Here is a 22,403-nt window from a genome sequence, read left to right as displayed (position 1 = left end):
GCGCGCTACGTGATCAGGTCAGCAGCAACAGCGACACCATGCCCACGAGAATCAGGCTCGCGGCCCATACGGTATCGAGATTGAACCAGCTACGTCCCACGAGTTGAAGGCCCACATGCCGATACGTCAGCCATGCCATGGCACCGCCGGCTGCCATCATCGCGAGGGTATGGATCAACGCAACGCACGCAGCCATCGCCAGATTGCGCGTGGACAGTGCGGCCATGGCCTGATGCCCGGCATCCGCATTTGCATCGCACAGCCCGAGATAGATCGGGATCAGCATCAACCCCGCACCGTGTGCAATGGCAATCGCGAACGACCAGAGCGCGAATTGCGTGGGACGGATACGCGCCAGCACGCGTGCATGGCGGCGACGCAGCAACAGCACGATGCCGAAGGCCACGGGCAGCAGGCTCGCCACAATCTGCAAGGGCCGTTGCCATGCAAGCAGCGACGCGAGCATGCCGAACGGCAGCGTCATCGCGAGCACCGCGAGCAGATGGCCCGCACCGAGGTAGCCCATGGCACCGGCCATGGCGCGCGATGTGGCATGAGACGATGGTCCACTCGTGCGCGCCATCAATCCATTGGACACAGCCAGCGGCCACCCCATCGCTGGATTCAGTCCGTGGTACAGGCCGCTGAACACCACGGCCGCCCACAGGCCCGCGTACTGCCACGCGTCACTCAAGACCGGATCGACGGATAGCAGAAGGAATCGGTCGAGCAGTCGCCGCCTTCGAGCCGGATCTGGTGGGCGCGGTAGCCATCCGGGAATTCCACCCAATAGTCCTTCTGCAGCGTGAGTCCGCCATGGGGGCCGACGTTCGCCATGACCTGCGCACCGGGGACGCCATCGGGATAGAACTGGTCATCCCATGTGGAATACAGCGAATTGGTCCAGTAGACGCGCTTGCCATCGCGGCTGATCTCCACCATCTGCGGGCCGCCTGCGAACGGCTTGCCATTGGGATGCGGCGTGCGCCGGACGATACCGCCGAGATGCACGGAGCCCACGAGCTTGGGGCTGTGCGGATCGGTGACATCGTATTGACGCATTTCGCCGGTGCCCCAGCACGACACGTAGAGAAAGCGATCGTCGAGCGAGAGATCGATATCGGTCACGAGCGGCGGCACCGCGCCAAAGCCTTGCAGCAGGGGCGGGAGATCGTCCTTGTCAGCAGGTTCCGGCGAGATGGTCACGGTTTTCTCGGCGAAGAACTGGCCGTCTTCGCGCCACCACGTCCAGATCGATCCTTCGAGATTCGTGGTGTCCACCACAACACCGACAAAGCCGTATTCGCGAATCGGATCGTGCGCAGGCCGCACTTCCAGCGCCATCTGATGCTGTGGTCCGAGGTCGAGCGTCTGCACATTGCGCCGGCCGCGCAGATCCCAGAAATGCAGCCGGTGGCCGTAGCGGTTGGCCAGCAGATCCTCGGGCACGATACCGTTCTCGAACTGCGGCGGCAGCGCCCATTCGCTCGACACCATGTAGTCGCGCGGCAGGTTCCACCAGAAGTCGTAGTGCTTGTCCTGCGGACCGCGGTCGATTTCCCAGCGGCCCAGTACGTCGAACGTCTGGCAGTCCATGATGAAGATGCCGGGCTCGCCTTCCGTACCGTCGGCGCCACCGCCACCGAGGCAACTGACGTAGATCCCCTCCGGGCCGCAATGGATGGTGTGGGGACGCGAGTAACCGGTCTTCTGGAATACCTCGTCGGGTTCGATCACGCGATGGATCCTGGCCTGCGTGGGATGCGGCTTGGTATCGACGATATACAGGCGTGACGAGCGCATGCCCGGAATGATCAGGAAGCGCCGCTCCAGGAACGCGTGTCCCGTGAGGGGCGAAAGCGCAGACGAACAGGCGTTCCATCCGAAGTGGTGCAGCTCGTCGCCCTTGTGCGTCATCGGCACCGTATGTACCACGGTGCCGTATTGCGGCGAGCCGGGTTTGACATCGACAACGGCCAGCGCGTCGGGTTGCGAGCCATCGGGGGAGAGCAGCACCGTATAGGCATATTCTTCCGGCGGTGCGCGCATCGCGAGTTCTGGCGATGCGTGAAACGTCGGGTCGGGTCGCAGCGTCATATGAGGTCTCCTCGATACCTGTACCGCGTCGTGGGTATGGACTCACGCGCAGCGGGAAGAACACCGTACCTAGAGTAGGAGTTGATGCGCACAGGGTCAACGGCGATCACACCAGCGCACTCGGGCCTATAGAATCACGCGTACACACCAGCCTGGATACCTTGCGCATGACGGCACCCGACACACTCACACGTCCGCCCGCCATTGGCCTCGGCAGTGCGGCACGCGACCTGTATCGCGCGCTCTGGCGCCACGCCCACGGCGTACGGCGCCATCTGCTGGGCGCAGCGGGCCTGCTCTCGGCAGCCCAGTTGCTGCGCCTGACCATGCCATGGCTCGCTGCGCAGGCCATCAATGCATTGCAGCAGGGCCAGATGGACGTGGCCGGGCGCTGGATCGTGTATCTCATCGGCATCTATCTGCTGTCATGGCTGTTGCATGGTCCGGGGCGCATCCTGGAGCGCAACGTAGGCGTACGGGTGCGTGAGCGGCTATCGGATCAACTCTATGCGCGCATTGCCATGGCGCCGCTGGCATGGCGCGATGGGCGCCATTCGGGCGAGTTGCAGCATCGTGTGGTGCAGTCGAGCCGTGCGCTGTCGGATTTCGCGCAGAACCAGTTCGGCTATCTGCAGAGTGCGTTCAACTTTGTGGGACCGATTGTGGCGCTGGCCTTGCTGTCGCGTACCAGTGGCGTGATCGCGATCACGGGCTATGTGGCGGTGGCGATCATCATCCTGCGCTTCGACCGCACGTTGATGCAACTGGCGCGCGCGGAGAATGATGCCGAGCGTCGCTATGCGGCGGCGTTGCTCGATTTCGTCGGCAACGCGAGCACGGTCGTGGGGCTGCGATTGCAGGCCGCATCGCGCAAGCTGCTGGGCCATCGCATGGATGCCGTGATGGTGCCTCTGCGCCGCGCGGTGATGGTCAACGAGGGCAAGTGGTTTGCTGTGGACCTGCTCGGCATGGGGCTGACGTGGATTCTCGTGGTGGTCTATGTGTTGCAGACACGCCAGCCGGGACAGGCAGTGCTGCTCGGCACGATCTTCATGATCTACCAGTACGCGCAGCAGGCAGCCACGGTGGTGGGCGCCATGGCGTCGAACTTCCAGAGCTTCGCGCGCATGCATACCGACTACGGCAGCGCGGAACCGATCTGGGATGCACCCGGCGATGCCGATGCAGTGACACCAGCCATCGTGGCAGATGCGCAGTGGCAATCGCTGGAATTGCGCGCCGCCACGTTGCGCTACGCAGACGACGCACGCGGCGGATTGCATGGCATCGACTTGAATCTGCAACGTGGTGCGCGCATCGCACTCATTGGTCCGAGTGGCGGCGGCAAGAGCACGCTGTTGCGCATGCTGGCCGGACTCTATCGTCCGCAACACGGCAAACTGCTTTGCGATGGTGCGCCGATTGATTGGGCGGCGTTGCGTACGCTGGGCACGCTGATTCCGCAGGAAGCCGAAGTGTTCGAAGCGAGTGTCGAGGAGAACCTCACCTTCGGTGAACCGGCCGATGCCGCCGCGCTGCAATCCGCAGTCCATACCGGCGTATTCGACGAGGTGCTGGAACGCATGCCCGATGGACTGGCGAGTGCACTGAACGAGCGCGGCGGGAATCTGTCGGGTGGACAGCGGCAGCGGCTGGCACTGTCGCGCGGTGCGCTGGCTGCGCAGGGCAGTTCGCTGTTGTTGCTGGATGAGCCTACCAGTGCGCTCGATCCGCAATCGGAAGGACGTGTTTTCGAGCGCATGTTCGAGGCGTTTCCCACGGCATGCATCGTGGCGTCGGTGCATCGCCCGAGCCTGCTGTCGCGCTTCGATACGATTGTCGTGGTCGAGGCTGGCCGCGTGACCGATGCCGGACCGCGCGACGCGGTGCTGTCACGGCGCGCCGGGTGAGTCGGTGGGTGGCGTGGGATCGGCTTCGATGCGCAGGCGTGGCAGATACTGCGGATACTCGCGCTGCATGAATGAAATCAGACCTTCGCGCACCACGCAGCGCAGATCCCAGGCGAGTCCCGATGAGGCCGCCGTGCACAGCACGCGCAACTGCATGGTGCGCTCGTTGGCATCGGTGACCACGAGGTTGAAGAAGCGCCGGTCCCATTCCGGCGCGGCGTGGACGATGCGTTCCAGTTCCGCGCGCAACGGTGCCAGCGGCATGCCGTAGTCCACGTGGAAGAAGACCGAGCCCGTCAACTGCGCGCTGCTGCGGGTCCAGTTCTGGAAAGGCTTCTCGATGAAGTACTGCAGCGGAATGATCATGCGCCGCTCGTCCCAGATCCGCAGGACCACATAGCTGCCGCTGATTTCTTCCACACGCCCCCATTCGCCTTCGACGATCAGCACATCGTCAAGACGGATCGGCTGCGTCAATGCCAACTGCAAGCCGGCGATCAGGTTGCTGAACACGGGCTTGGCGGCAAAGCCGGCAATCAGGCCGACCACACCGGCGGAGGCGAGCAGGCTGGCACCCACCTGCCGCGCGCCCGGGAATGTCATCAGCAGCAGCGAGGCACCCATCACGATCGCAAGCGTCATCGCAATGCGCGATAGCACGCGGGTCTGCGTGTGGATGCGGCGCGCATCGATGTTATCGGCCACGTCAACGGGGTTGCGGCCCAGTACGCCTTCCGCGAACCCGCCGATGATCCGCACCACGAGCCAGGTGATGACGATGATCATCAGCAGGCCGTTCACATGCCGCACGCTGTCTATCCAACGCAAGTCATCGGGCGCCGCCTGCCACACGGTTTGTAGCGCCAGCAACGGCAACACGAACCGCGCCGGCGCACGCACCTTGATCACGATGGCACGTAGTACCAGGGTGGAGCGGGTGACGCGCAACAACAGCAGGCCACCAATGCGATGCACGACGAGCGCTGCAATGACAGCGATGACGGCAGCCGTCCAGGTGTTGAACCAGGGATGGGAGAGGATCTGCTCAGCGTTCATTGGATGTGCAATGTGAGGTCGCAATCCATAACGACAGGAGGAAGGAGGGGAAGTTCAGGAGTAACGATTGAATCGACCCTGTGGTTTGCTCCCCTCTCCCATGCAATGGGAGAGGGGAGCAAACCGGCGGCACAGCCAAATCAATCGTCCAGCAAAGACAGGTCGCGCACGGCGCCCTTGTCAGCCGACATCACGAGCTTGGCGTAGGCCTTGAGCGCGCCCGATACCTTGCGCGGACGCGGCTTGGACGGCTTCCAGCCACGGGCGTTCTGTTCCTCGCGGCGGCGGGCCAGTTCCTCGTCGGACACCAGCACGTTGATCGATCGGTTGGGGATGTCGATGCGGATACGGTCACCGTCGCGCACCAGGCCAATGGCGCCACCGGCAGCAGCTTCCGGCGAGCAGTGGCCGATCGACAGGCCCGAGGTGCCGCCCGAGAAGCGGCCATCGGTCAGCAGCGCGCATTCCTTGCCCAGGCCCTTCGACTTGATGTAGCTGGTCGGGTAGAGCATTTCCTGCATGCCGGGGCCGCCCTTCGGACCTTCATAACGCACGATCACGATGTCGCCGGCCTTGACCTTGTCGTTGAGGATGTTCTCGACGGCTTCGTCCTGCGATTCGGTCACGTGTGCCGAACCTTCGAACACATGGATGCTCTCGTCCACGCCGGCGGTCTTCACCACGCAACCGTCGAGGGCGATGTTGCCGAACAGCACGGCCAGTCCGCCTTCCTTCGAGAACGCGTGTTCGTACGAGCGGATGCAGCCTTCGGCGCGATCCAGGTCCAGGCTTGGCCAGCGCGTGTCCTGGCTGAATGCCACCTGCGTCGGGATACCGGCGGGGCCGGCCATGTAGAACTTGCGCACGGCTTCGTCCTTGGTGCGCACGATGTCCCACTGGTCCAGCGCGTCGCCCAGCGTGGCCGAATGCACGGTCGGGGCATCGGTATGCAGCTTGCCGGCGCGATCGAGTTCACCGAGGATGGCCATGATGCCGCCCGCACGGTGCACGTCTTCGATGTGGTACTTGTTCGTGTTCGGGGCCACCTTGCAAAGCTGCGGCACCACGCGCGACAGGCGGTCGATGTCGGTCATCGTGAATTCGATGCCGGCTTCCATGGCAATCGCCAGCAAGTGCAGGATGGTGTTGGTGGAACCGCCCATGGCGATGTCCAGCGTCATGGCGTTTTCGAACGCCTTGAAGCCCACCGAGCGCGGCAGCACGCGTTCGTCGTCCTGCTCGTAGTACATGCGGGCCAGTTCCACGATGCGGCGCCCGGCGCGCTTGAACAGTTGCTCGCGGTCCGCGTGCGTGGCCACCACGGTGCCGTTGCCCGGCAGCGAGAGCCCCAGCGCTTCCGTCAGGCAGTTCATCGAGTTGGCGGTGAACATGCCCGAGCACGAACCGCAGGTGGGGCAGGCGGAGCGCTCTACCTCGGCCACGTCGGCGTCCGAGTAGTTCGAATCCGCGGCGATCACCATCGCATCGACGAGGTCGAGCTTCTTGAACTCGATCTGCTTGGTAACGGGGTTGGCCAGGCGCGTCTTGCCCGCTTCCATCGGGCCGCCCGACACGAAGATCACGGGAATGTTCAGGCGCATCGCGGCCATCAGCATGCCCGGGGTGATCTTGTCGCAGTTCGAGATGCAGACCATCGCGTCGGCGCAGTGGGCATTGACCATGTACTCGACGGAGTCCGCGATGATGTCGCGGCTCGGCAGCGAGTACAGCATGCCGTCGTGGCCCATGGCGATGCCGTCATCCACGGCGATGGTGTTGAATTCCTTGGCAACGCCGCCAGCGGCTTCGATCTCGCGGGCGACCAGCTGGCCCAGATCCTTCAGGTGGACGTGGCCGGGAACGAACTGGGTGAACGAATTGACCACCGCGATGATCGGCTTGTTGAAGTCATCGTCTTTCATGCCGGTAGCGCGCCACAGCGAGCGCGCCCCTGCCATGTTGCGGCCGGCGGTGGAGGTTTTGGAACGGTATACGGGCATTTGTGGGTGCTGATGAAGGTTCGCGGGGAAATCGCGTGAAATCAGGCGGGCCAGCGGGATTGGGGCCCATCGCTCGTCCGTGCAGACAACCTCTTGAGTCGCGCCCGGGGCAAAGCCGAGGATTATCCCATATGACGCACGAACGGCGCATCATGTCGATGTGGCGCATGGGATACATCCATGCCCGGTTTGCCGCCTGAAATCGCCCTTCGCCCCACCCTCAATGCGCGGTCTTCCTCAGCATCGCCGTGTCATAGCCCAGTGATCGGGCGCGTTCCACCAACTTCAGGCCTGTCGATTCGTCGGGACGCGCGTCCCGCGTGAGAATCCACAGGTATCGTCCGGACGGTTCGCCGACGATCGACCATTCGTAGTCGTCCCCATGGTCGAGCACCCAGTAGTCGCCCACATAGAACGGACCGAAGAACGACACCTTGAGCTTGGCGTTGCCGCTGTCCGGCACCACCTTGGCGCGGCCTTCCGAGGTGCGGGCGCCGCCGCCCTTGTCGCCACCGTTGCCGCAGGTATTGATCACGGAGACCAGGCCATCCTCGCGCAGGGCGTACTCGGCGGTCACGCCATCGCAGCCTCGCTCGAAGCCATTTTCATAGCGCGCGTATTCGTACCACTTGCCAAGGTAGCGCTTGAGATCCACTTGCCTGGCCGGTTCGGGCACTGCCATGTTGCCGCGCTTGCCCGATGAGAACGTGCTGCACGCCTGGACGAGCAGCGCGCAACCCACCAGCACGGCGCTGGCGGCAGTGAGATGCAGGACGGATCGTTTCACGGCGGTCTCCGAATGGAATGGTCGGGTCGATTATGCGCATCCTGGCGAAGCGATCAACGCTGCGCGCATCGAATCAGACAAACGCCGACACGCGGCCCGCACTGCCGGCCAGCACACACGCAGGATTTATACGAGCGTGCAAGAACGTCCGGGCGCTACGCGCGCCACGGTGCGCTGGCGTGCCTTGCGGGGCGCTTCGGGGCGCGCGGCTCAGGCGGTATGGAATTTGCGTCAATCGGGTTCCAGTGCGTGGCGATGGCGACAGCCACCCGCGCGGACCTTTTCATCGACGCATTGACCGGAGACGATCATGGCTCAGGAAAACAACGGACGCGGCGGTACGGACAATCGCTATGGCGATAGCGACGACCATCGCGGCGAGACACAACGCAATAGCTGGCAATCGCAAGGTTCGCAACGCCAGCAGCAGGCGGATAGTGGTGGATGGATGTCGCAACGACAGCAGGGCGGTGGTTCGGATTGGCAGGGCGGAGCGTCGCGCCAGCAGGGCGCAGGCAGCGACTGGAATGCGGATCGCGATTTGTCTTCTTCATCGTCGTCCAGCCACTACGGCGGTGACCAGCGCCGCATGGAAGACGAACGCTTCACCGGCATGCGCGCGAACCAGCGCGCGGGACAGGGACGCGAGTCAGGCAGCGGGCAAGGCTATGAACGCAGCGACTATCAGCGCGATCTGCAGAGCTCGCAAGGACGACGCAGCGAGGAACGCTATGGCCGTGGCGAAGAAGGCTACGGACGCCGCGATCAAGGCTATGGCGAAGGACGCTATGGCGAACGCGGCGAAGGCCGGTTCGGCGGTGGCGGCAACCAGCGCTTCGGCCAGCAACGCGGTGGCAGCGGAGATCGCGAGCGTTGGGGCGACTGGCATCAGGAAGATGCCTACGGTAGCGACATGAATCGGCAGCAACAATGGCACCGCGGCAGCGAGCAGCAGGGCATGCAGTCATGGGGCGACGAACAGCAAGGCACGCGCGGCGGGCAGGGGCGGGGTCAATCGTGGCAGCAAGGTCAGCGGGGGCAGAGCGGTGGCATCGGCCAGAGCGGCTACGGCGGCTATGAAGGTGGCGGCTATGAAGGGTCACGCGGCGGACGCGGCCAGACCTCTCTCGAACGCAGCTACGGCGGCTATGGCGGCGACCGGGGTGCGGGCGGTGGCGAGAGCCGCGGCTACGAACAGTTCACGGGTGCCAACGAGCGCCAGGGGATGACGCGCGGTCAGGGTGGCATGGGTGGACAAAGTGGCTATGGGCAAGGCCGTGGCCAGGGCGGTGGACAGGGTGGCTATGGCTACGACCTTGGCGGCAGCGGCGATATGCCGGCGCGCAAGCGCGTCGGTCCGAAGGGCTACGTGCGTTCCGACGATCGTATTCGTGAAGACCTGTGCGAACGGCTCACGCATTCCGGGCGGCTCGATGTCCGTGATGTGGAAGTGAAGGTGTCCGATGGGGTGGTGACGCTGAGCGGTTCGGTGCAGGATCGCCAGCAGAAGTACCGTATCGAGGACATGGCCGACGAGGTCTTTGGTGTGAAGGAGGTGACCAATCAGCTTCGCGTCACACGGCAGGAAGGTGGGCAAGGCGGCCAGTGGACGCGTCAATCCTCGCAGCCTGGCCTGACCGGCCAGTTGGGGCAGGCCGGCCAGACGGCCAGCCAGAACGTGGCGGGGCAGACCAGCGGCATCAGCAGTAGCGGCAGCGCAACCGGATCGTCCGCCAGCAGCTATGGCGGTGGCATGGAAGCAGGCCGCAGCGGCACGACGCCGGGTGGGACCGATCCCCACGGCGGCACCACGACGCCAACGAAATCGTCTACTTGATAGATCGTTAGCGCCACATCGGACCTGACGGTCCCTGGTATCGCCCCGCCGGGCATGTCTTGCTGGCGGGGCTTTTTGCGTCGGCTTCGAGACGAGCGGCCAACTATGGATTGATTGCGCGGGGCGCATGGTCTACAAAACCAGAACCCCCGGGGGAGCCGGCAGCGACGCTGCTCTTGCAGCGCGCCGCCGCAATAATGCCAATCGTAGGGGACTGCACATGAATACCAATCCGAATCCGAACAAGGCGTTGTGGGAGAAGGGCGACTTCACGCGGCTGGCGGCGACGATGCGCGATAGCGGCGATCAGATCATCGAGAGCCTTGGCGTCAAGCCGGGCATGAAAGTGCTGGATCTCGGCTGCGGCGACGGCACCACGGCGCTGCCTTCCGCAAAGCGAGGGGCCGATGTGCTGGGCGTGGATATCGCCAGCAACCTCGTGGCGGCCGGCAACAAGCGGGCGAAAGAAGCCGGACTCGACAATCTGCGCTTTCAGGAAGGCGACGCCTGCGCGCTGACGGACCTGCCGGACGCCACCTTCGACCTGGTCGTCAGCATGTTCGGTGCGATGTTCGCGCCGAAGCCCGATGACGTGGCACGAGAAATGGTGCGCGTGACCAAGCCCGGTGGCCGCATCGTGATGGGCAACTGGATTCCGAACGATCCCACGCTCGTGGCGCAGGTGCTCAAGACCAGCATGAGCTACTCGCCGCCGCCGCCCGAGGGCTTTATCAGTCCGATGCTGTGGGGCAGCGAGGCAGCGGTGACGGAGCGCTTCGGCAAGGCAGGCGTGCCGCCTGGGAATATTTCCTTCTCGAAGGAAACCTACGACTTCAAGTTCGCAGGCTCGCCGTCGAAACTGCTCGCGGAATTCCGCAACTACTACGGACCGACGATGAACGCGTTTGCCGCGGCGGAGGCCAACGGACGTACCGACGACTTGCAGCGTGAACTGGAGGCGTTGTTCAACGCGCAGAACAAAAGCGGGAATGCAGACACCACGTCGATTCCCGCGACCTTCCTGCGCGTGACCGTCAAGCGGCCCTGACCTGCGGCTGGTCACTTGTGCGGCACGCGTCGGCGCGCCGCACAAGGATTTGCAGGCTCGGACTCATCGGCTTGAGTGCGGCACGCTCGGCGGTCAGCGCACCCGCCAGACTGGCACGGCCATCGCGTATCGCGGCCTCGATCAGTGTCAGGCCGATGATGTCGCGCTGCGCGTGGCTGCCGCCGAACCGGTGCGCAATGAGTCGCACGGGCAATAACAGTTCGATGGTCTGCGCGAACTCGCCGCGCTCGAATGCGATCAGCGCATCGGCCACCGGCAACCCGACATCGCGTGCCATGGCGGCATTGGTGCCTTCACCCTGCGCCGCCGTATCCAGTGCTGCGCGCAATGCCGCTGCGCCATCAGGCCGGCCGGCGCCCAGACTCGCCATGATCGCGTGCACGTCGTTGAACGCGTAGTAGCCGGCTGCGCCGCGCCCCAGCCAGTCGTCGGCCACGGGCTGCCAGCGCTGGCCGACCTCGACACCGCGCAGATGCAGGCGCCACAGCATGGCCGACGCGTCGATCAGATCGAGGGCAATGGCAGGCAGGGGTCGTGCGATGTATCGATCGAAGAGCGCCAGGACTTCCTCCGTATGGCCGGCCTCAAGGTGGAACAGCGCCAGGTGCCACCAGTTGTGCACGGCGAACATGTTGTCGCTGGCCCAGTCGTCGCGTCGGCTGTCGAGCCACGCCACGCCATCGTCCGTACGGCCCTGCATCTCCATGACATGCGCCACGGCATGCACGGCCCACGGGTCGCGCCGATTGATGTCGAGTGCGCGATGTCCCGCCGCTTCGGCGCGGTCGTAGAGCTGCGTCTCTTCGAATCCGAACGCCTGCATGCCGAGCAGGTAGCTGTAGCCCGGTGTGTGCGTATCCCAATGCGGCAGCACCTGGCCGATGCGGTCGCGCAGCATCGACGACTGGCCCAGCAGGAAATCGCAGAGATGCGCTACCTGGATGGCGAGCAGGTCGTGCGGGTAATCCATCACGAGGTCGCCGTACTGGCGCAGCGCCTGGTCGAAGCGGCCATCCAGCCATGCGCGCGCGGCGGCGATGTGGCGGCGCTCCCGGTCGTTGGCTTGCGCATAAAGCGCCTCGCCCGCTTCCACGCTCTGGCGAAGCAGCGGTGCCGCCGTGCCATCGCCTGCGGTCACCATCAGGCCGGCGCGGAACGCATGACCCATCGCGAACGCAGGATCGTCCTCCAGTGCGGCGTCGATTTCGGCCAGCGGATCGGCGTAGTAGCCGTTCAGCAGCGCCAGTGCCGCTTCGTATCGCTCGACCGAGCGCGCGTGCTGTGTGGAGACTGCGAGTCCTCGTGCATCCGTATGTGCCATGACGTACTCCGTGCTTGCGTGGCGTCCGCGCCGAGAGGCGCGGAATCGGCAGACATCGTAGGGAACCGCGTGCTCGATGTATCGGGACACACGTCCCGGACAGCATGCCACGTTGCGGCACAACCGGGACAAGCGGAATGTCGGAACCCATCGCACTGCGGCGTGTCGAGCACACGCGCGCGTAAATATCGCGCATGCGCGGACGTCGCAAGGCTGGTAAATGTCAGTTGCAAAATCGAACAGAATGTCAGGGGCCTCACCGCTACAGTTGCCGTTCCCAATGCCTGTAGGCGTTTATACGGAGGACCTTGAATGAAGCAACATCTGGCGAAATCCCTGTTGATGGCTGGCGCGCTGGTGGCGTCGTATCCGCTGCTCGCGCAGCAGAACCCATTCCAGCAGGGCCAGCCGATGCCAGCCGCACAGCCATACCAGGCCGCACCTTCCGCTGTACCGGCCGGCGCGACACCGATAGCGCCGGAAGCCGTACCCGCGCAGCAGCCCAACCCCTATGCGCAAGGTTCGATGCAGGGCGTGCAGACCGGTGTGCCGCCCGCACCGGGCGCCGTCGTTGCCCCGCCTGCATCGACGGCCATGACTCCGCCGCCTGCACAGGTGGACCCGGCCAGCATGACGCTGGCGCCCGATGCGCTGGGTACGCGACTGGGCCAACGCAATCCGTACCTCGACGGCGCCTGAAGCCGGCCGGTCCTGCGCCATGTTCCACATTGGGGCATGGCAGTTTCGTGGGGCCGGCGTGAAATTCTTACCGCGTGGCAGTTCAGTGACTACAGTTAGTCCATGCGCCAGCGCCAGGTGCGGCACGGGCATGGGCATTGCGTTACTCCATCACTGAACAGGGTTTGCGCCACGCGCCACGCATCATGCAAGAGCTCGCTTTCCGCACGCTGTTGTACCGGTACTTCTTCTTCGACTGGCTCTTCAAGGATGTGAGTCGGGGCGATGTGCTTGCGCGTGCGGCAGCGTGGCGCTTCAATCAGTCGCGTGCCCACTGGCTGCTGACGTATATGCGTCGATGGCTGTGGTGCGGCGTGCTGCTGTACGGGCTGGGCTGCGCGGTGGAAATGCTGATGCGCCAGCCGGGCCTGTCCGTGATCTTCTATTTGCCCGGTGCGCTCAGCGTGCCGGTCAACGTGGTCATCGTGATCATGTGGGTGGGACTGAAAGCCTGCCCCGGTCCTGTGCGGATGTAATGCGGCTTTCGATCGATGCGTAACGCCGGCCTTCGGGCCGGCGTTTTTCGTTCAGCGTCTGACACGTCAGAAAAATACCGACTGGCCGGAACGGGGATGCTGCGGCAGAATGTGCCGATGTGAAGTTTTCGTTGTCTCGGGGTTTCCCCGTTTCCTTCTCTTGTTTTGCTCCCCTCTCCCGCAAGGCGGGAGAGGGGCCGGGGGTGAGGGCGCAGCGGTACAAATTGCGGCCTGTCGTAGATAGAACTGCTTGCCCTCACCCCTAACCCCTCTCCCGCAAGCGGGAGAGGGGAATAAAACAGGGGGAAAGAAAAACCCAACATCGCAAAGGAGCCTCAATGACGCTGCACAAAGCGCCGGAGCAACACCGATGCTGATGATCGCGCTGGTTGCGCTGCCCTTTGCCGGCGCGTTGATCGTTCAACTTTGCAAGCGCGGCGGCGCCACTGCGGCGTTCGCCATCGCCGCTGCCACGGCACTGGCCGCGCTTGGCGTGCTGGCCATGGCGTGGCCGGGCATCGAGGACGGGACGGTTTTCAAGTGGCGTCATGACTGGCTGGCGTCGATCAGCCTGAACCTGACCCTGCGGCTCGACGGCCTGGCTTTCACCTTTGCCGTGCTGATTGCGGGTATCGGACTGCTGGTGGTGATCTACGCGCGCTACTACCTGCCGCGTGTGGCGTCCACGGTGCGTTTCTTCACGTTGCTGCTGCTGTTCATGGGCGCGATGCTCGGCGTGGTGCTCTCAGGCAACCTGTTGCTGATGCTGGTGTTCTGGGAGATGACCAGCATCGTCTCGTTCCTGCTGATCGGTTTCTGGTCCTACCGCTCCGATGCGCGAAAAGGCGCGCGCATGGCGTTGACCGTCACTGGTGCGGGCGGTCTCGCACTGCTCGCCGGGGTGCTGCTGCTTGGCCGCATCTGCGGCAGCCTGGAGCTGGCCGATGTGCTGGCGCAAGGCGGCATGGTGCAGCGCCATCCGCTGTATCCGCTGATGCTGGTGCTGGTGTTGATCGGCGCGTTCACCAAGTCAGCGCAATTCCCGTTCTTCTTCTGGCTGCCGCACGCGATGTCGGCGCCCACGCCGGTTTCCGCCTACCTGCACTCGGCAACGATGGTCAAGGCGGGCGTGTTCCTGCTGGCGCGGCTGTATCCGGTGCTCGATGGCACGCCATGGTGGTTCTATATCGTGAGCCTCTGCGGCCTTGTCACGCTGCTCGGTGGCGCGGCCATGGCGTTGCTGCAGCGCGATCTGAAGGGGCTGCTGGCCTATTCCACCATCAGCCACCTGGGGCTGATCACGCTGCTGTTCGGTCTCGATACGGAACTGAGCACCGTGGCCGCGCTGTTCCACATCATCAATCACGCGGTGTTCAAGGCATCGCTGTTCATGGCAGCGGGCATCATCGACCACGAGACCGGCACACGCGACCTGACGAAGTTGCGCGGTCTGTGGCGCTATATGCCGCATACGGGGGCGCTGGCCATTGTGGCATCGCTGTCGATGGCGGGGGTGCCGCTGCTGAACGGCTTCCTGAGCAAGGAAATGTTCTTTGGTGAAACGCTGGCGCAGGATCTGTTCGGCTATTTCAACTGGATCGTGCCAGCGGCGGCCACGTTGGCCGGCGCGCTCAGCGTGGCGTATTCGCTGCGCTTCATCTACGGCGTGTTCTTCGATGGCAAGCCCGACGATCTGCCGAACTATCCTCCGCACGAACCGCCCCGCCTGATGAAGGTGCCCGTCGAGATCCTCGTCGTGATCTGCCTGGTGGTGGGCCTCGTGCCGAATATCACGGTGGGCGCGCTGCTGCAGATTACGGCGTACGCCACGTTAGGCAAGGCGCCGCCCGAATACAGCCTGAGTCCGTGGCATGGCTTCAACGTGCCGCTGATGATGAGCCTGATCTCGCTGGTGGCCGGCACGCTGTTGTTCTACTTTCGGCGCGAGGCATTCCACCGGCATCACGCCACGCTGGCGCTGCTCAATGCGCGCGATCGCTTCGAGGATCTGATGCAGGCGCTGGGATGGGCGGCAAGAACGCTGACCGCCGCGCTGGAGAACGGCTCGCTGCAACGCTATATCGCGCTGCTAGTGGCCGTCATGGTGCTGTTGCCCGGCTGGTATCTGCTGGGCGCAGGGACGATGCCGCTGCCGGATGCGATGCGCGCATTGTCCGGGCCATTGCCCCAGGCGCCGCTCGATCCCATTACCGGCGCGGGGCTGGCCATCATGGCATTGGGGGCGATCGTGGTGGTGGCCTGCCGGCGCCAACGTGTGGCGGCACTTTCCATGCTGAGTATGTGCGGCTTGTTGATGGCGCTGCTGTTCGCGCGATTCTCCGCACCGGATCTCGCGCTGACGCAGGTGTCGGTGGAGGTGGTGACCATCCTGCTGCTGGTGCTCGCGCTGTATTTCCTGCCCGGCGATGGCGACAAGGCGCGGCAGCCCAGCCGCCCTGCACGCTGGATTCGCGATGGCGTGCTGGCACTGGCAGGCGGCGCGTTCGTCAGTGCCGCGGCCTTTGCCGTGATGACGCGGCCCTACGATTCGATTGGCGACTACTTCGTCCGGAACAGCGTGAGCGGTGGGGGCGGGCACAACATCGTCAATGTGATCCTGGTGGATTTCCGGGGCTTCGATACCTTTGGCGAGATCTGCGTGCTGCTGGTGGCGGGCCTGGGCGTGCAGGCCATGCTCAAGGGTCTGCGGCTCACCGCTCCCGCGTTCGACCCCAACGGTGCGCCATGGGCAGGGCAAAGCCATCCGTTGCTGCTGTCGATCCTGGCGCGGCTGATGCTGCCGCTGACCATGCTTGTGGCGGTCTTCATCCTGCTGCGCGGCCATAACCTGCCGGGCGGCGGGTTTGTGGCCGCGCTGGTCACGTCGATTGCCTTGCTGATGCAATACGTGGCCAGCGGCGTGTTGTGGACCGAGTCGCGCATCGGCGTCAACTATCGCGTGATGGCCGGCGCGGGCATCGTGGTGGCGGGACTGACGGGCCTGGGCAGCTGGTTCTTCGGCTATCCGTTTCTCACCACATCCTTCGGGCACTTCCACATTCCGTTGATTGGCGAAATCGAACTGGCCACGGCGATGATTTTCGATGTGGGCGTCTATATGACGGTGGTGGGGACCACACTGCTGATCGTGTCGCACCTCGGCGTGCGCGACAAGCGCATCCTCGCCAGTACGCATGAGCAGGCACACGCTTCGGCGCAGACGAAAGGAGGGCGATGATGGAAGCCGCATTTGCGTTGACGATTGGCGTACTCACCGCCTGCGGACTGTTCCTGCTGCTGCGCGCACGCACCTTCACCGTGGTACTCGGCCTGACGCTGCTGTCGTATGCCGTGACGCTGTTCCTGCTCTCGATGGGCCGGCTCGTCACCGGGCGGCCACCGGTCATTGTGGACGGTGCGCAGTATGCGGACCCAGTGCCGCAAGCGCTGGTGCTGACCGCCATCGTCATCAGCTTTGCGATGACTGCGTTCGCGATTGTGCTGTCGCTGCGTTCGCTTGGGTTGTCCGGCACCGATCACGTAGACGGCGTGGAGCGACCATGACCGTCACGCATGCGTTGTTGCTGCCTCTGCTGGTGCCGATGTTCGCGGGCGCATGGCTCGCCATGATGCCCGCGCGCCGCCAGCGCTGGCAGCGCAGTGTTTCCGTGGGCGCAAGTCTCGCGTTGTTGCCGATAGCTGTCGGGTTGTTGTGTGTGGCCGATACCGGCGCGATTCCCGTGGTGGCGATGGGCAACTGGCCCGCGCCGTTCGGCATTGTCCTGCAACTGGATCGGCTCGGTGCGCTCATGCTGGTGTTGACCGCCGTGCTGGCGGTGGCCGCATCGGTGCATGCGAGTTGCGGCGATGCCCGGCTCGGGCGGCATTTCGACGCGCTGTTCCAGTTCCAGTTGATGGGCCTGAATGGCGCGTTCCTGGCGGGGGACCTGTTCAACCTGTTCGTGTTCTTCGAGATCCTGTTGATCGCCTCGTATGCATTGCTGGTGCATGGCGGAGGACCCCGACGTATCGTGCCCGGCCTGCACTATGTGCTGATCAACCTGGCCGGCTCGAGCTTCTTCCTGATTGCCATCGGCATTCTCTACGGTCTGACGGGTACGCTGAACATGGCCGACATGGGTGTGCGATTGCAGGGACTCGATGCCTCATCGCTACCGTTAGCCATCGCCGCCGGTGCGATGCTGCAGCTTGTATTCCTGCTGAAAGCCGCGGCGTTTCCACTGTACTTCTGGCTGCCGCGTGCCTATGCCGGGGCCACGCCATCGGTGGCTGCGCTGTTCGCGATCATGACCAAGGTGGGCGTGTACGCCGTGCTGCGCACGCAGGCGCTGATCTTCAATCTCGATGCCGGTCCGCTCGCGGGCTTCATGCATGACTGGCTGTGGTGGCTCGCGTTGCTGACGATGGTCATCGGTGCCGTCGGTGCACTGGCTGCGCACGAGGTGCGCGTGCTGACGGGCTATCTGGTGCTGACTTCGGTGGGTTTGCTGCTGGCCGGCACGAGCCTGCAGACGTACGAAGCCTGGGCCGCAGTGCTGTATTACCTGCCGAGCACGACGCTATGCACGGCAGCGTTGTTCCTGCTGGCCGGCGCGCTCGATACGCGCCACGATCCCGTCGATCCCGCACTGGAGCGGCCCGTCGGCAAGGCGGGCGGACGCGTGGTGCGGCGCCCTGGCATGCGGCTCGAAGGCGCGTTGTTTCTTGTTGCCATCGTGACGGCCATCGGGCTGCCGCCGATGTCCGGCTTCCTCGGCAAGGCGATGATGCTGCGCGCCACGATGGGCCCATCGGCTGCCGCAGCGTGGTCGGTGATCCTGGGGTCCAGCCTGCTGCTGCTGATTGCAGCCAGCCGCACCGGCAGCCGGCAAGTGTGGAGCGCACCGTATGTGCGGCACGGCGTGCGCTCGCCACGGCGCGGCGTGGTGCTGCGTCGATGGAAGCTGACATGCGCGATGTTGCTGCTCGCGGGCAATGTGGCGCTGGTCCTGTTCGCCGCGCCCGTAGAGCGCTATGTCGATGCCACGGCGGGGCAGTTGTCCGATGTAGCGGCCTATCGTGAAGCGGTGCTTCACACGCCGCCAGCAAAGGAGGCTGACCGATGATCAAGCGGCTGTTTCCGCATCCCTGGCTGAGTCTGGTGCTGGCCATCATCTGGCTGTTGCTGGTCAACGATGTTTCCCCAGGGCAGGTCCTGCTGGGCGCGCTGCTGGGTTGGTTGCTGTCGCTGAAGATCGGGGAGCGGCTGTGGTTGCGGCCGATGGAACTGCGCCGGCCAGACCTGGTGGCGCAGTTGGCGGGCCGCGTGCTCTACGACATCGTTCACGCCAATGTGGAAGTGGCGGCGCTGGTGCTGGGGCCGATGCGGCGCATGCAACCGGCTTTCATCCAGGTGCCGCTGGATCTGGAACACGAGATGGCGCTGACCGCGCTCATCAGCATCGTGTCATTGAGTCCCGGCACGCTGTGTGCCGAACTCAGCAACGACCGCCGCGTACTGCTGATCCACGTACTGAACCTGCGCGACGAAGCTCGACTCGTCGATACCATCAAGTCTCGCTATGAGGCGCCCCTCAAGGAGATTTTCGTATGCTTGCCATCGTGATACCGATTGCCCTGGCGTTGCAGGGCGTGGCATTCCTGCTGACCGTGGCCCGCCTGCTGCGCGGGCCGAGCCTGCCGGACCGCATCATTGCGCTGGACACCTTGAGTATCAATGCCATCGCGCTGCTGGTGCTGTACGGCATGGTCATCGACTCGACACTGTTTTTCGAGATCGCGCTGCTGATTGCGGTGACAGGGTTTATCGGCACTGTTGCGCTGACCAAATACCTGCAGCGCGGCGACATCATCGAATTGAGGTAACGCCATGCACGCGACCATGCACCCCATCGCGGAAATCGTCGTCTGCGTGCTGTTGCTGATCGGCAGCGGCTTCATGCTGATCGGTGCGATCGGACTCGCCCGGCTGCCGGATTTCTATATGCGCCTGCACGGCCCCACTAAATCGACCACACTGGGCGTGGGCGGCGTCGTGCTGGCATCGGTGGTGTATTTCAGCGTGCGCGGCAATGGACTGAGCCTGCACGAATTGCTCGTCTCGGCTTTCCTGTTCCTGACCGCACCCATTAGCGCGCACATGCTGGCCAAGGCGGCGATCCAGCAACGGCTGCCGGTGATCGAACGGACGCGGGGCCGCGTGTGGTCCCCCGCGCGCAGTGTGGCGGATGCGGGTGAGGAGGGGCATCCGGATGCGGGGAAGCCCGGTAAATGAGGCGCCTGTATCACCTTGCCGAGTGATTGGCAATGCGGCCAGTGTCGACATTCTGGAAACAATGTGATGGCGATAATGGCGCGTTTCCGCCATCTCCTAGAATGATTATCATCTCGATTGGATCGCCATTCGGCGGGGGGAGCGTTTGATGAATGCGTGGTCGAGTTCGACGGTGCCCACGGGCCCGCGCGATGGCAAGGAACGGATGGCCTACGTCGTGGATGACGACGAATCCGTCAGGCTCGCGCTCGATGGCCTGCTGCGCTCCATCGGCCTGCGGGTGGTGACATTCGAGTCGGCGCAGGATTTCCTGGGCTACCCAAGGCCGGACGTGCCCAGTTGCCTGATCCTCGACGTGCGGCTGCGCGGCGAGAGTGGCCTGGCCTTCCAGGAGCAGATTGGCAAGAGCGGCCTGCGCATGCCCATCGTGTTCATGACCGGTCACGGCGATATCGCCATGACGGTCAAGGCGATGAAAGCGGGTGCGGTGGATTTCCTGCCCAAGCCATTCCGCGACCAGGACATGCTCGATGCCGTGGCCAATGCACTGGCGCGCGATGGTGAGCGGCTGGCCGCCGAGCAGTCCAGTGCGGGATTGCGCGCGGCCTACGAGTCGCTGACCCCGCGCGAGCGCGAAGTCATGGCGTTTGTGGTGACAGGTCTGATGAACAAGCAGATTGCCGGAGAGATGAGCCTCAGCGAGGTCACCGTCAAGATTCATCGCGGGCAGGCCATGAAGAAGATGGGCGCCCGCTCGGTGGCCGATCTCGTCAGGAAGTCCGAACTGCTTGGCATCGCGTCAGAATCTGCAGCGTCAGCACAGACGCGCAAGCCGCACTGACGCTCCGACCGCCCGGCGTTTTTCCCGGCACGTCTGCTGCAGCAACACCGCTATCCCAGCGCCACGTCGAGCCAGTGCGCCACGTCGTTGGCGTCCACGGGCTTGAGAAGCACGGCCAGCGCCCCGTTGGCCAGCGCCCGCGTTTTCAATTCCTCGGAAGGAAAGGCGGTGATGAAGACAATGGGCATCCGGTAGCCCAGCGCCAGCAGTTGCTCGTGCATCGCCACGCCGGTCATGCCCGGCATCATGAAATCCGACACCACGCAGTCCATGGCAGCGATCTTGTCCGAGGCGAGGAATGCCTCGGCGGATGCGAATTGCTCCGTGCGACGGCCGAGCGAGCGGACAAGGCTTGCCGTCGCCATGCGGATGGACTCGTCATCGTCGACGATCGCAACCAGTGGAGCGGCTGACTGGGCGGCTGACTGGGCGGCTGACTGAGCGGAATTCAATAGGACCTGCCTCGATCTCTTGGGGAGGAGCATGGAGGCCACCGTGACGCCAATGCGTTGCAACGGCGGCCATGCCAGTGCATAACGGTATCCAGCGTAAGGCCGGGCAGGGCGCCGGGGAATCATACCTATGTATTAACGTTTCCCATACGTTCGGTCCCGGCCTGGTGCGAAGCCCGATGCGGCCCGCGCGCGCTGGCCGAGCGGACGGCGGGCATACAGGAGTATTAATGTCCAATGCGAATGGACAAGGCTGCGCCACCCGTGTGCAGAATCGTATTTGCCAGACAGCACGACTAACCTTGAGGCACTGCCGGTGCGATTGACACCGGACCCTTTTGGGGAGCCCTCCATGAACGCCATGCACTACCCGGACATCTCGCCACGCGGCGCCTGCGCCGTCCAGCCGAATCGCACCGACGCGCTGTCGAACTGCTTCGCCACGAGCTACACGGGCATCATTGCCTTCATGGCCGTGGCCACCGAAGGCAGCTTCGCCCGCGCTGGCGAGCGGCTCGGGATTGGGCGTTCCGCCGTCTCGCGCAGTGTGCAGAAGCTGGAAGAGCAGCTCAGCACGCGGCTGTTCCTCCGTACCACCCGTACCACGAGCCTGACGCGCGAAGGGGAGCGGTTCTTCGAGAACTGCAACCTCGGTGTCACGCACATCATGGGCGCGATGAACGACATGCTGGACCTGCGCCAGGGCCCGCCGCGCGGCATGCTGCGCGTGAATGCGCCGATGGGCTTTGGACGCAAGGTGGTGGCGCCGCTGCTGCTGCAGTTCTCGGAGATCTATCCGGACATCGCGGTGGAACTGGTGCTCGACGACCGGCCCGCCGACTTTGCGGGTGATCAGGTGGATGTCGCGTTTCGTGATGGCTATATCGAGGATTCGAGCATCATCGCCAAGCAGTTGATCCCGATGCAGATGGTGCTGTGCGCCTCGCGTGCGTATGCCGAGCGGCGCGGGCTGCCTGACTCGCTCGAAGCGCTGGCGCAGCACGACTGCATCAACCGCCGGTTCTCGGGCGGCCGCGTTGCGGAATGGGAGTTCCGCGTGGATGGGCAGCCGCGCAAGCATGTGCCGACCGCCAGGCTCACGTACAACGATGCCGATCTCGTGCTCGATGCGGTGCGCGATGGACGGGGCATTGCACAGCTACCGCTTCATCAGGTGGCCGACGACCTCGCGCGCGGCACGCTGGTGACGCTGCTGGACCGCCATGCCCCGGGGGATCGCGGGCACTACATCTGCTACCTGTGCCGCCAGCACCTGCCAGCGCGCATCCGTGTGTTTATCGATTTCATGACGGAGGAGATTCGCGCAGCGGAATCGGCCAGCGCGATGAGCGCGGCAAGTGCAGCAAGTGCGGTGACCGCGACGGCTCGGGCGAATACACGCGTGGCCGGCCATATCGCGCCCCGGCATGCCGAACCCATGGCGGCGTGATATCCGGCCGATATCCTGGCGCCCGGATGCCGCGGCACGCAGGCATGCCGATTGCAAGGAAACCGGCATTCGCC

20 protein-coding genes are annotated in these 22,403 nt (G+C 64.3%); 13 read left to right on the top strand and 7 right to left on the bottom strand.

From position 1 onward, the window contains the following. Window positions 1-13: 13 nt before the first annotated feature. Window positions 14-616 (bottom strand): hypothetical protein, encoded by a 603-nt coding sequence (locus FFS21_RS15320; RefSeq protein WP_249359426.1) that lies wholly within the window; start codon window positions 614-616, stop codon window positions 14-16. Between the two features lie 74 nt (window positions 617-690). Continuing rightward, a complete protein-coding gene (locus FFS21_RS15315; RefSeq protein WP_137925639.1) occupies window positions 691-2,097 on the bottom strand; it encodes a selenium-binding protein SBP56-related protein in 1,407 nt (468 codons plus the stop codon). A gap of 167 nt (window positions 2,098-2,264) precedes the next feature. Between FFS21_RS15315 and FFS21_RS15310 the strand changes: the two genes are divergently transcribed. Continuing rightward, entirely contained in the window at window positions 2,265-4,007 is a 1,743-nt protein-coding gene (locus FFS21_RS15310; protein WP_137925638.1) for an ABC transporter ATP-binding protein, read from the top strand. Here FFS21_RS15310 and FFS21_RS15305 read toward each other — a convergent pair. The 3 genes from FFS21_RS15305 to FFS21_RS15295 form a co-directional block, all read right to left on the bottom strand. Further along, window positions 3,990-5,063 (bottom strand): mechanosensitive ion channel family protein, encoded by a 1,074-nt coding sequence (locus tag FFS21_RS15305; protein ID WP_137925637.1) that lies wholly within the window; start codon window positions 5,061-5,063, stop codon window positions 3,990-3,992. The two genes, FFS21_RS15310 and FFS21_RS15305, sit on opposite strands and share 18 nt — an antisense overlap. A 140-nt stretch (window positions 5,064-5,203) precedes the next feature. Further along, the gene (gene ilvD / locus FFS21_RS15300) at window positions 5,204-7,063 is read right to left on the bottom strand and encodes a dihydroxy-acid dehydratase (protein WP_137925636.1); all 1,860 of its coding nucleotides are present in this window, start codon (window positions 7,061-7,063) and stop codon (window positions 5,204-5,206) included. Between the two features lie 220 nt (window positions 7,064-7,283). Further along, window positions 7,284-7,850: a lipocalin family protein gene (locus tag FFS21_RS15295; RefSeq protein WP_137925635.1), complete on the bottom strand. Its 567-nt coding sequence runs from the start codon at window positions 7,848-7,850 to the stop codon at window positions 7,284-7,286. A gap of 310 nt (window positions 7,851-8,160) precedes the next feature. Between FFS21_RS15295 and FFS21_RS32500 the strand changes: the two genes are divergently transcribed. Together FFS21_RS32500 and FFS21_RS15285 are read left to right on the top strand one after the other, a co-directional pair. Next, on the top strand, window positions 8,161-9,687 hold the full coding sequence (locus FFS21_RS32500; protein ID WP_249359418.1) for a BON domain-containing protein: 1,527 nt from the start codon (window positions 8,161-8,163) through the stop codon (window positions 9,685-9,687). Window positions 9,688-9,907: 220 nt separating this feature from the next. Beyond that, window positions 9,908-10,735 (top strand): class I SAM-dependent methyltransferase, encoded by an 828-nt coding sequence (locus FFS21_RS15285; protein WP_137925634.1) that lies wholly within the window; start codon window positions 9,908-9,910, stop codon window positions 10,733-10,735. On the opposite strand, the gene FFS21_RS15280 is transcribed toward FFS21_RS15285, so the two are convergent. Then, window positions 10,722-12,077, bottom strand: a complete 1,356-nt coding sequence (locus tag FFS21_RS15280; protein ID WP_137925633.1) for a tetratricopeptide repeat protein — start codon at window positions 12,075-12,077, stop codon at window positions 10,722-10,724. The two genes, FFS21_RS15285 and FFS21_RS15280, sit on opposite strands and share 14 nt — an antisense overlap. Window positions 12,078-12,389: 312 nt before the next feature. Between FFS21_RS15280 and FFS21_RS15275 the strand changes: the two genes are divergently transcribed. The 9 genes from FFS21_RS15275 (at window position 12,390) to FFS21_RS15235 (ending at window position 20,427) form a co-directional block, all read left to right on the top strand. Further along, window positions 12,390-12,776 (top strand): hypothetical protein, encoded by a 387-nt coding sequence (locus FFS21_RS15275; protein WP_137925632.1) that lies wholly within the window; start codon window positions 12,390-12,392, stop codon window positions 12,774-12,776. A 185-nt stretch (window positions 12,777-12,961) separates the two neighbouring features. Beyond that, complete coding sequence (locus tag FFS21_RS15270) at window positions 12,962-13,291, top strand: hypothetical protein (RefSeq protein ID WP_137925631.1); 330 nt, start codon at window positions 12,962-12,964, stop codon at window positions 13,289-13,291. Between the two features lie 370 nt (window positions 13,292-13,661). Beyond that, entirely contained in the window at window positions 13,662-16,529 is a 2,868-nt protein-coding gene (locus tag FFS21_RS15265; protein ID WP_137925630.1) for a monovalent cation/H+ antiporter subunit A, read from the top strand. Further along, window positions 16,529-16,855, top strand: coding sequence for a Na+/H+ antiporter subunit C (locus FFS21_RS15260; protein ID WP_137925660.1), 327 nt, complete (start codon window positions 16,529-16,531; stop codon window positions 16,853-16,855). Before FFS21_RS15265 ends, FFS21_RS15260 begins: the two co-directional genes overlap by 1 nt. Next, window positions 16,852-18,417: a monovalent cation/H+ antiporter subunit D gene (locus tag FFS21_RS15255; RefSeq protein ID WP_137925629.1), complete on the top strand. Its 1,566-nt coding sequence runs from the start codon at window positions 16,852-16,854 to the stop codon at window positions 18,415-18,417. The genes FFS21_RS15260 and FFS21_RS15255 overlap by 4 nt, the downstream gene beginning before the upstream one ends. After that, window positions 18,414-18,917, top strand: coding sequence for a Na+/H+ antiporter subunit E (locus FFS21_RS15250; protein WP_137925628.1), 504 nt, complete (start codon window positions 18,414-18,416; stop codon window positions 18,915-18,917). Before FFS21_RS15255 ends, FFS21_RS15250 begins: the two co-directional genes overlap by 4 nt. Continuing rightward, the gene (locus tag FFS21_RS15245) at window positions 18,902-19,177 is read left to right on the top strand and encodes a K+/H+ antiporter subunit F (protein ID WP_137925627.1); all 276 of its coding nucleotides are present in this window, start codon (window positions 18,902-18,904) and stop codon (window positions 19,175-19,177) included. Before FFS21_RS15250 ends, FFS21_RS15245 begins: the two co-directional genes overlap by 16 nt. 4 nt (window positions 19,178-19,181) lie before the next feature. Beyond that, complete coding sequence (locus FFS21_RS15240) at window positions 19,182-19,586, top strand: Na+/H+ antiporter subunit G (RefSeq protein WP_249359416.1); 405 nt, start codon at window positions 19,182-19,184, stop codon at window positions 19,584-19,586. A gap of 148 nt (window positions 19,587-19,734) precedes the next feature. Next, complete coding sequence (locus FFS21_RS15235; RefSeq protein ID WP_137925626.1) at window positions 19,735-20,427, top strand: response regulator transcription factor; 693 nt, start codon at window positions 19,735-19,737, stop codon at window positions 20,425-20,427. Window positions 20,428-20,477: 50 nt separating this feature from the next. Here FFS21_RS15235 and FFS21_RS15230 read toward each other — a convergent pair whose 3' ends face one another. Further along, window positions 20,478-20,879: a response regulator transcription factor gene (locus FFS21_RS15230; RefSeq protein WP_283205143.1), complete on the bottom strand. Its 402-nt coding sequence runs from the start codon at window positions 20,877-20,879 to the stop codon at window positions 20,478-20,480. A 361-nt stretch (window positions 20,880-21,240) separates the two neighbouring features. Here FFS21_RS15230 and FFS21_RS15225 point away from each other — a divergent pair, with 361 nt between their 5' ends. Beyond that, window positions 21,241-22,329 (top strand): LysR family transcriptional regulator, encoded by a 1,089-nt coding sequence (locus FFS21_RS15225; protein ID WP_137925658.1) that lies wholly within the window; start codon window positions 21,241-21,243, stop codon window positions 22,327-22,329. The last annotated feature ends 74 nt before the right edge of the window (window positions 22,330-22,403 follow it).

It is taken from the genome of Cupriavidus sp. 2SB, from assembly GCF_005503625.1.
Taxonomy (GTDB): Bacteria; Pseudomonadota; Gammaproteobacteria; order Burkholderiales; family Burkholderiaceae; genus Cupriavidus.
This window is presented reverse-complemented; position numbering and strand designations above follow the sequence as displayed.